The organism is Haloterrigena salina JCM 13891, from assembly GCF_000337495.1.
Classification (GTDB): domain Archaea; phylum Halobacteriota; class Halobacteria; order Halobacteriales; family Natrialbaceae; genus Haloterrigena; species Haloterrigena salina.
Genome location: NZ_AOIS01000057.1, coordinates 282187 through 296480, shown reverse-complemented (window position 1 = coordinate 296480; position 14294 = coordinate 282187). Strand labels below are relative to the sequence as shown.

The window sequence follows — 14294 nt, the reverse complement described above, 5'->3', positions numbered from 1 at the left end:
TGCTGACCTTCAACACGGCCAGCACCGGCCCGAAGACCTCTTCCTGGGCGATGCGCATGTCGTTTTCCACGTCCGAGAAGACGGCCGGCTCGACGTAGTAGCCGTCGTCGTACTCGTCGCCGGTGAGCCGCTCGCCGCCGGTCTCGAGGGTCGCGCCCTCGTCTTCGGCGATTCCGACGTACTCGAGGCTCCCCTCGAGTTCGCTCTCGGTCACGTGGGGACCCATGTCGACGTCCTCATCGCCGGGACCGATCTCGATGGTCTCGGCGTACTCGGTGACGCCCTCGACGAACTCGTCGTAGACGTCCTCGTGGACGATCGCGCGGGAGCAGGCGGTACAGGCCTGCCCGGTGACGCCGAACGCGCCGGCACCGACGATGTCGACGGCCTCGTCGACGTCGGCGCTAGGCATGACGACCGTCGGGTTCTTCCCGCCCATCTCACACTGGACGCGTTTGAGGTCGTCCGCGGCGGCCTGGGCGACGGCGGTCCCGACCTGTGTGCTCCCGGTGAACGAGACCGCGTCGACGCCCTCGTGGTCGGTCAGCACGCCGCCGACTTCGCTCCCGGAGCCGGTGACGTAGTTCGCGACGCCGGCGGGCAGTCCCGCGTCGTCGAGCGCCTCGAGCAGTTTCCAGGAGACGGTTGGGGCCGCCGAGGCGGGCTTGAGGACGGCCGTATTACCCGCCGCCAGCGCGGGCGCAAGCTTCCAGGCTGGGATCGCGATGGGGTAGTTCCACGGCGTGATCAGCGCGGCGGTGCCCAGCGGCTCTTTCTTCGTGTAGAGATTTTTGTCCTCGCCGCTCGGGGACTTGACCNGGGGTAGTTCCACGGCGTGATCAGCGCGGCGGTGCCCAGCGGCTCTTTCTTCGTGTAGAGATTTTTGTCCTCGCCGCTCGGGGACTTGACCGTGCCCCCGAGGTCGCTGGCCTTCTGTGCGTAGTAGTAGAAGATGTCGATCGCACGCTGGACCTCGCCGCCGGCTTCGCCGAGCGTCTTCCCCTCCTCCCGGGTCAGCGTCTCGGTCAGATCCTCCTTCTGGTCCTCGAGGATCTGGGCGGTTTCCTTGAGGATCGCTCCTCGTTCCGGACCGGGCGTCGACGCCCACTTATCCTCGGCGGCGACCGCGGCCTCGACCGCCTCCTCGGCGCCTTCGGACGTCGACGACTGGAACTCGCCGACGACCTCGGTCGTGTTCGCGGGGTTCAGTACCTCGAACGTCTCTCCGGAACGCGATTCGNCTTCGGACGTCGACGACTGGAACTCGCCGACGACCTCGGTCGTGTTCGCGGGGTTCAGTACCTCGAACGTCTCTCCGGAACGCGATTCGACCCACTCACCATCAACGTAGTTACGATGCGTTGTCGGCATTCGGGCTAGTCGTTTCGTCGTCCACTATACGAAGGTTTCTTTCCCGGCAATACTACCACTGCCAATGACGACGGTCCCGTCGGCATGGGCCCGCCATGACGAGCCCTAAGTAATATAGAGAAGAAACCGATGCGATATCGGTTCCGCCATCGCTAGGGATTGGGAATTCGTATCGTCAGATCGGCGACTTCCCTCCGAGAACGTTGTCACCGGGTCGGTTCGCTGATCGACGGATAGCTGATACGACAGTTAAGTGCCACCGCCACAGCGCTACTACGGGAACCACTGGTACGGCGAGCGTGACCCCAGCAGCAACGTCTTCATGAAGCAGACGATCCGATTCGTCTACCCAGTAACTGACTAACAGAATTGAGTGAAGACCGTGGCACGATCTGTCAAACCACAACTCGATCGTCAGCGGCCAGGACGCCCGCGACATCGACGCAGTCGTCCTTGCCGCCGATATCCTGGCAACCCTCGATCGGTTCGAATTGTCCGCAAAGACAGCGACGCTATTGTGACACCGACTGAGGGCGTATACTCACCGACCGGACAGAGATATGGGTTCAAATGGCTGTTAATAATGATTAGATTTATACCCCTCCATTACAATGGGTTGAGTATGTCTGGCAAACAGACAGCTGGGAATGAGAGTTGTTTAGATAGTGTGACGCGTCGTCAAGCCGTCAAGATGGGAATTGGTGCATCTGGGCTAGCGACTCTCGCTGGGTGTATGGGCGGTGACAGCGGTGGAACGACCATTACCATGGCGAGCGTGATGGAGGAAGGGACCTCCCTGGTCTACGCAGGCCAACAATTCAAAGAGCGCATCGAAGAGGAATCGGACGGAGACATCAGCGTCGAGTTCTCCTACGGCGGTTCGTACGGATCAGAGACCGAGACGTTCGACCTGATGAATCAAGGCGCAGTTGATATGTACACCGGCGGGTCAGACGCGTACGACATGCACGCACCCAAGTACTACTTCTTCAACTCGCCGTACGTCCTCGAGAGTTTCGAACACCAGCAGAAGATCATGGAGTCGGACGAGTTCCAGGAAGAAGTGTACCCGGCCCTCGAGGAAGCAGGGATCAAGGTCACCGGTCCCCGGGTCTACCGAGGAATGCGACATTACACGTCGAACAAGCCAGTTCGGACTCCCGAGGACGTTCAAGGGATGGACCTACGGCTTCCGAGTCACGATTCGTGGGTAAAAGCGTGGGAAAGCGTTGGTGCGAGTCCATCGCCCGTCTCACTCGACGAACTCTATTCGGGTCTTCAGCAGGGCGTCGTTGAGGCGTCCGAAGGCCCGCCAGCCCAGATCGCCTCGCTTAGCCTTTGGGAGGTGCAAGACTACTATAGTATGACTAGTCATCTCCCGCAGAGCGGGCAGATGTACGTGAGTACCAGTTTCTACGAGGGACTGGACGAGTCTCAGCAGGATATGATCGACGAAATCGTCAACGAAGTTGCCGAAGAGGCAACGCAGTGGGCTCGGGACTCGGAAGAAGAACTAATTACCGAGGCCGAAGAAAACGGCATGGAAATCATCGAAGACGTGGATACAGACGCGTTCTACGAGGCAGCAGCTCCCGCTGTCGAACAGTTATTCGAAGAGACGTATGCGGGTTCGTGGGAGAAGTGGCGTGACATGGCGTGACACTAACTCGTCATAATATGTGAATGGTACAGCTACACCGAACCGGTGCTATTATACTATAGCGTCCATTATTATTGTATATGGATATCGACCAGTCGCTAGGGTTAAAAAGAGATACATGGTACGATTGGATCGTGCTAAACGTGGCAACATTCATTTTTATTCTAATGTTGCTTCTGACGGTGTTTCAAATAACCGTCCGTGTACTCGATCTCCCGGTCAGCGGGGGTGCGTGGTGGACGGAACCGCTCGCACGGTATTTGCTCATCGTCGGGACCTACGGCGGGGCTGCAGTCGCTTCCAGAAACGGAGAGCACATCAAAATGACAATCGTCTCTACCCAGCTCGAAAAACGATCTCCGCTGATCGGGTCGATCGTCGATATCCTTGCACAGGTCTTGACGATCGTCTTCCTGATCATGTTGGGGTATGCCGGCTTACGTGCAACGCTTCAGAACTGGGATACGCCGATGATGGCAGTAGGGCAGGTACGACAGGGATGGATATACGGGTCGATAACGGTATTCATCGGGATGATGGTGTTCTACGAACTGGTCAACCTGCGCGCTCTACTAACGACGACCGACTTCAGTCAACAACTCATGGACAAAGAAAACCGCGCGAATAAGGAGGGAGAATAGGATGGAGCTATTACTGATCGGACTCATCTTCCTCGGCGGATTGCTTCTCCTCTACGCACTCGGCATGCCCGTCGCGGTCGCGATCGGATCAGCATGCGTCCTCATCATGCTCTCTCCGTTCGGACCGTCCCTCAATTTCGGCTTGATGTCGAATCAGTTGATGCACGGCCTGAACTCGTTTACGTTACTCGCAGTTCCGTTCTATCTCATGTTAGGTCGATTGATGAATAGGACGGATATGACCTCAGAGGTCTTCGACTTCGCGAACGCGATATTCGGTCGGATTCGAGGCGGGATTGCGCAGGTCAATATCGGTGCGAGCGTCATCTTCTCCGGCATGTCCGGACTGGCAGTCGCTGACGCTGCAGGGCTCGGCCGGGTCGAGTACAACGCGATGCGCGATCAGGGATACGATAAGAAGACGGCGATCGGCGTCACTGGCGCATCATCGATCATCGGTCCGATCATTCCGCCGAGTGTCCCGATCATTCTATACGGCGTGCTGGCCGAAGAGTCCATTGGGGCGCTATTCCTCGCTGGAATCGTACCTGGACTGCTACTCGCGGGGGTCCTGTCCATATTCACGTATCTCGTCGTCCGGTGGAAAGGATACGGGAAAGGCGAAGCCGTCGGACTCCGGACGATCGGTCAGGAGTTCGTCAACGCTCTCCCGGCGCTCGTGATCCCCGTGTTCATCGTCGGCGGTATTCTCTCGGGGGTGTTCACCGCGACGGAGGCCGGCGCGGTTGCAGTACTCTACGCGATCGGACTGGGCTTCTATCAGGGCTCTCTCAATGGAGAGATACTGCTCGAGGAGTTCCGAGACGGAATGGTCGAGACGTTCTCGATTCTGTTCATCATCTCTCTCGCGATGCTCTACGGTCTCGTCGCGCTGCAGCTCCGGATCCCAATACTGTTAGCTGATGCGATTACAGGCTTTACGACGGACCCGACAGTGGCGATCCTAATCTTCGTCCCGCTGTTTATGCTCATCGGGACGTTCATGAGCATCACTGCAACGATCATGATCATGGTTCCGATTCTCATGCCGATCATCGGAACGCTCGGAATCGATCCCATCCACTTCGGGATCGTAATGATCCTCTCGCTCATGACCGGCGTCGTGACGCCGCCGCTGGGATCCGTTCTCTTCGTTCTGGAGAAGGTGACCGACGCCTCGCTCGAGACCGTCATGCGTGCGATGATCGTGTTCTACATTCCGTTACTGATCGTAATCTTGATCGTCGCCCTCGTGCCGGAAGTCTCGACCTTCGTCCCGAATAACTACTTCTTCTAATCCAACGTCTTCGTTTTCGCGCGTTTAGTACGGATCGGATGGCGATTTAGTACGCAAGGACTGTGTGGACACAAGAGTTGCGTATCGAACTCGTTCAACGGACCCGATATCTCGTCTAGAGACCCTCATCGAGGTTATCCTCGAGTGTAAGGGTCAATTCTACAAATTAGACGTCTCCCATCAGTGGCGAACCGCTAGGGGAAGTCCTCGGACTGCGTTCAGTTACCGCTACGTTCCGAAGAGTGACGTGGACAAGGAGGTGATACGGATATGACGTCTTCCGTACAGGGGACTGTGGGCCGGTGTCGTTCAAATCGACATATGTAGTGGAGTTCGATAGAGGGTTTTCGGTCTGGAGGAAGATATCGGCTAAGTCGTCTCATAACCGTAGCGAACAGCGTCTCACTGCGGGCTGGGTTTTATATATCTTCACGATAGTATAGAGAGTATGGATACAGTGCTTGTTGTCCAAACAGGGGACGAGCCGGACCAACAACTGCTCCGCACAGCAAAGCGACACGTTTCCGGAACGGAGACAGAGATCGTATTCTGCAGAGCCGTTGATGAAAAGAGATTACAGAATAACCTTCAACGGCAGGCAAACTCGGAGCGGGAAGTCGAAGGCATCGACGAAATGGAAGAAATTGCAAAGACCGAAGCAGAAGATATCGCAAGCGATGCGTTCGGTGAGGAGATTCCGTACCGAGCGGTGGGTCTCGTCGGGACGATTCCGGACGATGTCATCCAGATGGCCGAGGAAGAGGGGTGCGATCACATTTTCATCAGCGGAAAGAAGCGTTCGCCGGCTGGGAAAGCAGTTTTCGGCGACGTGGCCCAATCGGTTATTCTCCAGTTCGATGGGCCAGTCACCGTCACGACAATGTCAACCTAACGCAGCGGGCTCGGTCAAACGTCACAGACTGATTGCTAGCGGTGATCAAGGGAGTGTTACTCTGAAAACAAGATGAGAACATAACGGTTTTCGCTGAAATAGGTGGCGAATAGCAGAGTTTATGCCCCTGTGGGGTAGCCAAACAGATGGCGCAATCGCGTGTGGTACACCTACAGACTGGGAGTCAGCCATCGCCTAGCCTCGAATCCGCCGAGGGGACGTTGCGCCACTTGTCGTAGCTCTTCGAAAACGCTAGCCCCGTATTGCTGTCCCATAGCAAGCGGGCGGACCTAGCTTTTCGTTCTCGTTTCCTTATAACCAATATCATACCCTATTTCGTTCGTAATATATCACGATATCCGAACAGTTGGTGAGCAGAATATCTGTCCAGTTCGCGGTTGCTGCAGTCTTCGTAACAGTTTAGGCGTCCCAAGATAAGTAAAGAGCATGAACCAGGATAGTAATGCTGATGTCCGTGTCGGCGTTCGAACACGATCGCTTTCAGACTCTCGGCTACGGTACATCCGTCAACTGGGAGCAACGGATATTTTCGTTGATCACGCCGATACAGAGGAGGAACCCGACGAATTCAACGACCGAGATGGGACGGACACGATTGCAGTCGGTCCGAACCAGATTCCGTCGGTTTCGGAACTCGAAGCCGCTCGAGAACGGATCGAGGACGCAGGACTGTCCTTTACGGGCATCCAGTCGCTCCCGTATTCGATGTACGGCGACATCATGTTCGACCGTGACGGTGCGGACGAAGCGCTCGATCAGATCACGACCCTGATTCGGAATCTCGGCGAGGCTGATGTCCCAATACTGGGATATCAGTGGAATCCCCGGAGCGTCGTTCCGATGCGCACGTCCCCCGTCGAAGACCGAGGCGGCGCCGAATCTACGGCCTTCGATTACGACGAGCTTGACGAACCGGACGAACTCGCGCCCGGTATCGACCGCGAGTACACCGAAGCGGAGTTCTGGGACAACTACCAGTACTTCCTCGAGAACGTCCTTCCGGTCGCCGAGGAGGCGGGTGTCGACCTGGCGCTTCACCCAATCGATCCGCCGAGTATCGAATCGCTCGGAGGGATTCCGCGCCTGTTCCGCAACGTGGAGAACTTCGAGAAGGGCATGGAACTCGTCCCGAGCGACAATCACGGACTGAAGCTCTGTCTGGGCTGTTTCTCACAGATGGGAGAGGACGTTACCGATGTCATCCGTCGATTCGGCGAGCGCGATCAGATTATCTTTATTCACTTCCGTGACGTCGTCGGTACGATGCCGAAGTTCCACGAGACGTTCGTCGACAAAGGCAACTTCAATACCGCTGACGCGGTGAGAACGCTCCACGATGTCGGTTTCGAAGGGCCAGTCATTCCCGATCACGTACCGAAGATGGAAGGTGATGACGACTGGCGACACCGAGGACGTGGATTTACTATCGGATATCTTCGGGGTGTCGTCGATACGGTTCGTTCGGAACAGACTCAGACAACGCCAGCGCCCGAAGCCGAATAACTCCACTCGTTGCTGCTTCTGAATTCCATCTTCCAGCGTGAGTTCTATTACCATAATCGACGAACGTGATAGTTATCTGGTGTCTGAACGAGAAGCGGAATACGTGGAATCTGAGCATGAGACCATACTGTCGGCTTACGCCGGCTGTGATACGTTCAGCGGATACGTCGTGTTTCAGATCTCATCTGCCGCCGTCGTAACGCCGATCGCAGTGCCGACTAAAACTGGCTTGGGGTCAACGAGGATGGAAAAGTGGAAACACCGTAAAGAAGGTTCCGAGCCAAATAGTTTTGCGGCGAACAGTATAATAGCGAATTCGCCGTCACAACGAGCGCGAGTGTGACAGTAGCGGTCAGTGTACTCAGTATCAGGCGGATTCGTTTGACGGCGCAATCGGTAAACTTCCTCTATGTAGTTGATAAAATTCGGACACGTACTAGAGGCCGATTGATGATATAATGGAAAACTGTCGCAAACCACAGGTACGGAAGTAGCGCCGGATACACCGTCCAGACGTCGATTGATATGATCGTCGGATACGACGGCAATTCGTGTCCCCCATTATTGCGCCAGAGTGTTTTCGCTACTCGTCTCGGAGTGGATGCCGTACTAACGGTAATTCCGTAGGCAACTATCGTTTGTTATTGTATTACATCAGTGACCGCGAAGTTGTTTTGTGCTCCACCAGTTCCTCCTCGCCGAACTTTACACTCGTACGTATGTATGTTAGAGAGTGTTGGCGATTACATTAGTACAGTTGTAATTTCTGAGGGGTTCGGCCGATATATAGCGCGTCAGAAATTCAGTTCCCTGCACTACTATGCTTTAGAACAGGTGTATTCGAAAGCTACAGGGGTATTCTCGTATGAGGAATACTAAATTCGGTCTTGCAGAGACAACCAGAACCATTCGAAGAGTATCCGAAGAGCGGTGGTAGCCGGAACGTAACTGATATCGGGTGTCCTGCCCATATGAGCCGGGAATTGTCGACGAATGGCGACGTCAAACAACCGGTTTTCCTCATTCGATATTTGGTGAATATAATGGTGAAGAGTTCCGCTCTGAGGAACATACTTATGTGTGAGAAACCCACTATGTCCTGGTATGGCAAACGCTCCCAACGAACGCACCGGACGTCGGATCCAATCAGTCGAGATTGCCTTTACGATTCTCGACGCCGTGCGGAAAAACGACCGGCCCAGCATAACCGAACTCGCCGACGAGCTCGGCCATTCGAAGAGTACGATCTATAGCCACCTCCAGACCCTCGAGAGCGAGGAGATCATCGTCCGCGAGGACGACGGCTACCGACTGAGCCTGCAGGTGCTGGACATGGCCAACGACGTCCGGAATCAGGTTGCCAACTACGACGTGATCGTCGACGCAGTCGACGAACTGGCGAACGAAACAGGGGAGATTGCACAGTTCGGAATCGAGGAACACGGGCAAGTGTCGTATCTCTACAAGGCGAGGGGGAATCAGGCCGTCGAGACGGCCTCGCGCGCCGGTGGGAAACAACCGATCTACTCGACCTCGCTCGGGAAGTCTATCCTCGCGTTTCTCCCCCCAGACAGACAAGAAGAGATCGTCAGCGAGACGACTTTCGAGCGAAAGACACCGAAAACGATCACGGACCCGGCCCGTCTCTACACGGAACTCGAGGAGATCGCCGAGCGGGGGTACGCGATCGACGACGAGGAGAACATCGAGGGACTCCGTTGTGTTGCCACGCCCGTTCGAAACGGAACGTCGGTCGTCGGCGCCGTTAGCGTCACCGGTCCGGCCAGTCGGATCACGGACGACTATCTCCACGGCGAACTCGCCGAGAGCGTCCAGCGGGCGGCCAACGTCATCGAACTCAACACCAAGTTCTCGTAGCCCGAACGCGGATGGGGGATTCGCTTTTGTCGCGTCTGTTCGAGGAACCATTGTGCTCGCGAGGACAATGCGCGAGAGGCGCTTTGCCGTATGTCGCGGTACAGTCAGAATCGGTCACGGTCTGAGGAATGGATCGAACTGTTGGTTAGCGGTTGAATTAGCCGTTAAGACGACATATCTGCTCACGGGCGAATTGTTTGACCGCATTCGGCCGTTCTCGGTAATCGAGGGTATCGACACCAGTCCAAGACGAGCGACGACACGATTTCGCGCCGCTCGAGGAGCGGACCGACGACGGCTATCCCAAGCGGACATCGCTGTTCCTCGACCTCGTCACCGAGATTCTGGACTCGAAGGGGAACCTCGAGGCGTAGCCGGCGCCGGTGGGTGTCACCGACACCCAAATATTAATCCGTCCGAGAGACACTCCACCGATATGTACGGAATTCGGGCGAGCGACACCTTCAGACGACCGCCGGAATGGGCCACGTTACAGCGCGACCTGTTCGAGACGATGGCCGACGCCGTCGACCGGTTCGCCGACGAATACGTAGACGAGAACGGCGAGCCCTACTGGCCGCCCGACGACCACGTCGGTGTCGACGGCTTCGACGACGTGATCGAGGGGTTCTACAACTGGCCGCTGGTGTACGCGATGGGCGGCGACGAGCGCTTCCTCGAGCGCGCGCGGGAGGCCTACGAGGGCGCGCTGAAACGGGGCAGCGAGACCGAGACGCCGTTCGGCCACCCGATGGTCGTCGACGAATTCGAGCAGTGTCGCGACTGGTTCCACCTCGGCGAGGGCAACCTCTTCACCTACAACATGGGGCTGGCAGCGCCGGACGACGGGACCGTCGTCGACCGGGCCGAGCGGTTCGCGGGCCTCTACTTCGACGACGCCGAGGCGAACAACTACGATGGCGAGAAGCGGCTCGTTCGAGCGCCGCAGAACGGGAGCATGGGCCCCGAATACAGCGATCTATCGGTGTTCGGGGATCAGTCGACCTTCGGCGGCTACGGCTCCGACTACCGCTGGGCGAGTCACGGACTCCCGTGGCGGGACACGGAGTTCGACGAAGCGGCCGACCTGCTCGATCCGGACAACGAGGAGCGACTCTACGAGATTTATAGCGAACGCTGTTCTCGAGGGGACATCCCACTCAACCTTGGGATCACGAGCCTGATGACCAACGCCTACCTCCACACCGGCGACGACCGGTACCGGAAGTGGGTGACGGAATACCTCCGATCGTGGCGCGAGCGCACCGCCGAAAACGGCGGGATCATCCCCGACAACGTCGGACTCTCGGGCGAGATCGGAGAGTACACCGACGGGAAGTGGTACGGCGGTTTCTACGGCTGGTCGTGGGGCGGCTGGCACTACGTCGGCATCGGACCGACGGTCGCCGCGGAGAACGCCGTTCTGCTCGAGGGCGATCGGGAGTACCTCGAGTTCCCGCGCTCGCAACTCGACGTCCTTATCGAGAACGGGATCGAGGTCAGCGAGGATCCGGTCCACGACACGCTGTACGTTCCCCACAAGTATGGCGATCCGGGCGACTACCACTACGATGCCTCGGGCGTACTCACGGAGAACGACGGTGAGGTGCTCTGGCGCGACGGTTGGTACGAGTTCAAGCCCCACCGGGACGATCCGTACGTCTTCCACCTCTGGTACATGTCCCTTGCCGAGGAGGATCGCGAGCGCGTCGACCGACTGCGCGACTGGGGCAGTCAAGACTGGAAACAGGTCGACTTCCGGGCGTCGAACAAACACGGCGCCGGCGAGGAGTACGCCTGGCTGTCGTACCTCGACGGCGACTTCCCCGCCTATCCCGAGCGGATCATGGAGGCCAACCACGCCCACGTGCGGGATCACCTCGCGCTCGTGCGCGAGGAAGGTGGCGTCCCCGAGGGCGACGACCTCGACGAGGACTACCTCCGCGACCGGAATCCGGTCTTCCACCGCGGGCTCCTCCAGCTCACGATGGGCGCGCCCCAACCCGTCTATTACGGCGGGCTCGTGATGGCGCAGGTTCGTCACTTCGATCCCGAGCGCGAGCGGCCAGGGCTCCCGCCGGGCGTCTCGGCGCTGGTCGAGGACGTCTCCGACGAGGGCGTCGACCTCACGCTGGTCAACGGCGGCGGCGCGGACCGCGACCTCGTCGTCCAAGCCGGCGCCTACGGCGAACACGAGTTCGCGACCCTCGAGCACGGCGGCGAGCGCGGGCGGCCCGAGTCGAACGCGATCCGCGTGTCGCTCCCGAGCGGCTCTCGAGTCTCGCTGTCGGCGGCACTCGATCGGTTCGTAAACGATCCGAGCTACGAGTTCCCGTGGAACGAGTCGCACGCGCCGGCGTGCGAGTGAGCCGAAGAGGTACCAACCTATACCAGTCTTCAGTACGAAACGGACACTACTATCAATGCACCGACGTCTATCCGAACTCAGCGCCGCAGACGATCGCACGTCCGTCGTACCAAGAACCGGTCGCGACGGTTGCCGGCAGCCGCCGACTCCCGCACCCGGTGGTGACGCGTCATGACAGGGTTCGGGACGACTCTCGTCGGCGCCATTACCGGTGGCCTGCTCCCGTCGGGACTCGTCGCTCCCGCCGGCATCGGGGCACTGCTGGTATTACTGGTCCTGTCGGGGTTTTTCTCCTCGGCGGAAATCGCGATGTTCTCGCTGGCCCAGCACCGAATCGAGGCGCTCGTCGAGGACGGCACGCCCGGCGCCGAGACCGTCCAGACCTTGAAGGACGATCCCCACCGTCTGCTGGTGACGATCCTCGTCGGGAACAACCTCGTCAACATCGCGATGTCCTCGATCGCGACGGGCCTGTTCGGGATGTATATGAGTCAAGGCCAGGCGGTGCTAGCGGCGACGTTCGGCGTGACGGCCGTCGTCTTGCTGTTCGGCGAGAGCGCTCCGAAGTCCTACGCCATTGAGAACACCGAATCGTGGGCGCTCTCGGTCGCCCGCCCGTTGCAGCTCTCGAAGTACGCGCTGTTCCCGCTCGTAATCACGTTCGACTGGTTGACACGTGTGGTCAACCGGCTGACCGGCGGCGGCACGGCCGTCGAAGAGTCGTACGTGACCCGCGAGGAGCTCCGGAATCTGATTCGAACCGGCGAGAACGAGGGAATCATCGAAGCCGACGAGCGCGAGATGCTCCAGCGGGTGTTCCGGTTTACCGATACCATCGCCAAGGAGGTGATGACGCCGCGACTCGACGTTACCGCCGTCGCTCGAGGGGCGACCGTCGACGAAGCCGTCGCGAAGTGCGTCGAAAGCGGTCACACCCGCCTCCCGGTGTACGACGGCGACCTCGACACCGTCGTCGGTGTCGTTACCCTCGGCGACCTCGTCCGCGACCGGCAGTACGGCGAGACCGAAGACGAAACCCTCGAGATGTACTTAGAGGAGACGCTGCACGTTCCCGAGAGCAAGCAGATCGACGACCTGTTTCGCGAGATGCGCCAGCAACGCGTCGAACAAGTCGTCGTCATCGACGAGTTCGGGACGACGGAAGGGATCGTCACCACCGAAGACATCGTCGAAGCGATCGTCGGCGAGATCCTCGAGACCCAGGAAGACGAACCGATCGAGGTCGTCGACGACCGAACCGTCCGCGTCAACGGTGAGGTGAACGTCGAGGACGTCAACGACGCCCTCGAGATCGACCTGCCGGAGGGCGAAGAGTTCGAGACGATCGCCGGCTTCGTCTTCAATCTCGCCGGGCGGCTGGTCGAACCCGGCGAAACGTTCGCCTACGACGGCGTCGATCTCACCGTCGAGACCGTCGATACGACGCGCATCAAACGCGTTCGAATCGTCGAGCCGGACCCGTCGACGGCTGATGACGCCGGCGCGTCCGCGGCGAGTTGAACGAGCGGGTAGCTTTTGCTGTCGATCGAGGTCGCGATTCGCCGACCTTACTGTCGTCCGGGAAGTATAATAATATATTCGATAGAAAGTGTGATAACTAACACCAAAGAAAGAGCATGTGAGGAACAATGACGAGAGTATTCAGACCGGAAGGAGTCGATCGCCTGCGGGCCATCGGGCCAGCTATTCGAGGCGTCGCCGTGCTCGGAGTTCTGGCAGTGGCGGCTCTCGCAGTGACGAACAGCGGGCCGGGTATCGAGCGACTGGCCGGAGGCGGTCGCGGGATGGATCTAGTTGCCAGTTCCCTTGCGATCGGCAGTTACTTTCCCGCGGCGACCAGGGCCGTCGAACGGGAGCGCGAGCAACTGCAACGGGAGTGCGAGGCGTTCGACCGGTTCGCGTCGGCGGTGAAATCAATCACCGTACAGACCGATAGCAGAGACGGCGTTTCCACGGTTCTCGTCGGAAACGCCACTGCCACCGGAAGCAACCTCCAGGACGTCCGAGACGCCTACCGATCAACCGTCATGGACGTCGATCACTACGAGAGCGAGTACGGGGAGGAACTCTACGAGAACATGACGCTGGAACTGACCGAAAACGTCGCGTCGGCCGTCGCGGACGGCTACCAGTTCACGCAACCGCTCAAACAGGCGGTGATACAGCAGTCGCGACTGGCCAAGTCCCGCCGCGAATCGCTGCTGGACGCCATCGACGCCGAACGGGACGCGCTCGAGCGAAATCGGGATCAGCTCCGGGAAATCGATGAAACCGTCGCCGACGATTCGATCGGTCCGGAGGACGACTCGCCCCTCTCGGCGTACTCCCTCACGGAACTCTTCGAGTACGAACGGCGACTGCAGCGCTGTCTCAGCCGATACGAACAACTGCACCGGGACCGACAGCACGAGATCCACTCGAACGACGCCTACCGGTCGAAGACCGGCTACCCGTTCTTGCAGCTCTACCTCTACGAATCTCTCGAAGACGACTTTCCGCTGTTGGCGGCCGTTACGGAACGATGCGAACGGCTTCGAGCGCGACAGGAGACAGTCCGTCGAGCGATTACGTACCGGTGATCTGACGACGGCGGTCCTGTCCTACCGCAGTTGGAACCGGTGGCTGCGAGCTCGCTCGACCCG

Annotated in this window: 9 protein-coding genes and 1 pseudogene; 9 read left to right on the top strand and 1 reads right to left on the bottom strand. The window is 58.7% G+C overall.

What is annotated here, in order from left to right:
- A pseudogene (locus C477_RS17490) lies at positions 1–1371 on the bottom strand (aldehyde dehydrogenase family protein); the annotation flags it as partial.
- A gap of 622 nt (positions 1372–1993) precedes the next feature.
- On the opposite strand from C477_RS17490, the gene C477_RS17485 reads away from it, so the two are divergent.
- From C477_RS17485 to C477_RS17445, 9 genes are all read left to right on the top strand, one after another.
- On the top strand, positions 1994–3031 hold the full coding sequence (locus tag C477_RS17485; protein WP_239641901.1) for a TRAP transporter substrate-binding protein: 1038 nt from the start codon (positions 1994–1996) through the stop codon (positions 3029–3031).
- 80 nt (positions 3032–3111) lie between these two features.
- Positions 3112–3672, top strand: a complete 561-nt coding sequence (locus C477_RS17480) for a TRAP transporter small permease (protein WP_008895861.1) — start codon at positions 3112–3114, stop codon at positions 3670–3672.
- A gap of 1 nt (position 3673) precedes the next feature.
- The gene (locus tag C477_RS17475; RefSeq protein WP_008895860.1) at positions 3674–4969 is read left to right on the top strand and encodes a TRAP transporter large permease; all 1296 of its coding nucleotides are present in this window, start codon (positions 3674–3676) and stop codon (positions 4967–4969) included.
- 448 nt (positions 4970–5417) lie between these two features.
- Positions 5418–5861 (top strand): universal stress protein, encoded by a 444-nt coding sequence (locus C477_RS17470; protein WP_008895859.1) that lies wholly within the window; start codon positions 5418–5420, stop codon positions 5859–5861.
- A 447-nt stretch (positions 5862–6308) separates the two neighbouring features.
- Positions 6309–7385, top strand: a complete 1077-nt coding sequence (locus tag C477_RS17465; RefSeq protein WP_008895858.1) for a mannonate dehydratase — start codon at positions 6309–6311, stop codon at positions 7383–7385.
- 1104 nt (positions 7386–8489) lie between these two features.
- The gene (locus C477_RS17460) at positions 8490–9263 is read left to right on the top strand and encodes an IclR family transcriptional regulator (protein ID WP_008895857.1); all 774 of its coding nucleotides are present in this window, start codon (positions 8490–8492) and stop codon (positions 9261–9263) included.
- A 436-nt stretch (positions 9264–9699) separates the two neighbouring features.
- Positions 9700–11631: a hypothetical protein gene (locus C477_RS17455; protein ID WP_008895856.1), complete on the top strand. Its 1932-nt coding sequence runs from the start codon at positions 9700–9702 to the stop codon at positions 11629–11631.
- Between the two features lie 171 nt (positions 11632–11802).
- Positions 11803–13152 carry a hemolysin family protein gene (locus tag C477_RS17450; protein ID WP_008895855.1) on the top strand — a complete coding sequence of 450 codons (1350 nt, stop codon included), beginning with the start codon at positions 11803–11805 and terminating at the stop codon, positions 13150–13152.
- 218 nt (positions 13153–13370) lie between these two features.
- Positions 13371–14231: a DUF7260 family protein gene (locus tag C477_RS17445; RefSeq protein WP_239641900.1), complete on the top strand. Its 861-nt coding sequence runs from the start codon at positions 13371–13373 to the stop codon at positions 14229–14231.
- Positions 14232–14294 lie beyond the last annotated feature (63 nt).

Excerpts from the sequence above, each read along its gene's own strand:
- C477_RS17485 (WP_239641901.1), top strand. The coding sequence starts at position 1,994 with ATGTCTGGCAAACAGACAGCTGGGAATGAGAGTTGTTTAGATAGTGTG.
- C477_RS17480 (WP_008895861.1), top strand. The coding sequence starts at position 3,112 with ATGGATATCGACCAGTCGCTAGGGTTAAAAAGAGATACATGGTACGAT.
- C477_RS17475 (WP_008895860.1), top strand. The coding sequence starts at position 3,674 with ATGGAGCTATTACTGATCGGACTCATCTTCCTCGGCGGATTGCTTCTC.
- C477_RS17470 (WP_008895859.1), top strand. The coding sequence starts at position 5,418 with ATGGATACAGTGCTTGTTGTCCAAACAGGGGACGAGCCGGACCAACAA.
- C477_RS17465 (WP_008895858.1), top strand. The coding sequence starts at position 6,309 with ATGAACCAGGATAGTAATGCTGATGTCCGTGTCGGCGTTCGAACACGA.
- C477_RS17460 (WP_008895857.1), top strand. The coding sequence starts at position 8,490 with ATGGCAAACGCTCCCAACGAACGCACCGGACGTCGGATCCAATCAGTC.
- C477_RS17455 (WP_008895856.1), top strand. The coding sequence starts at position 9,700 with ATGTACGGAATTCGGGCGAGCGACACCTTCAGACGACCGCCGGAATGG.
- C477_RS17450 (WP_008895855.1), top strand. The coding sequence starts at position 11,803 with ATGACAGGGTTCGGGACGACTCTCGTCGGCGCCATTACCGGTGGCCTG.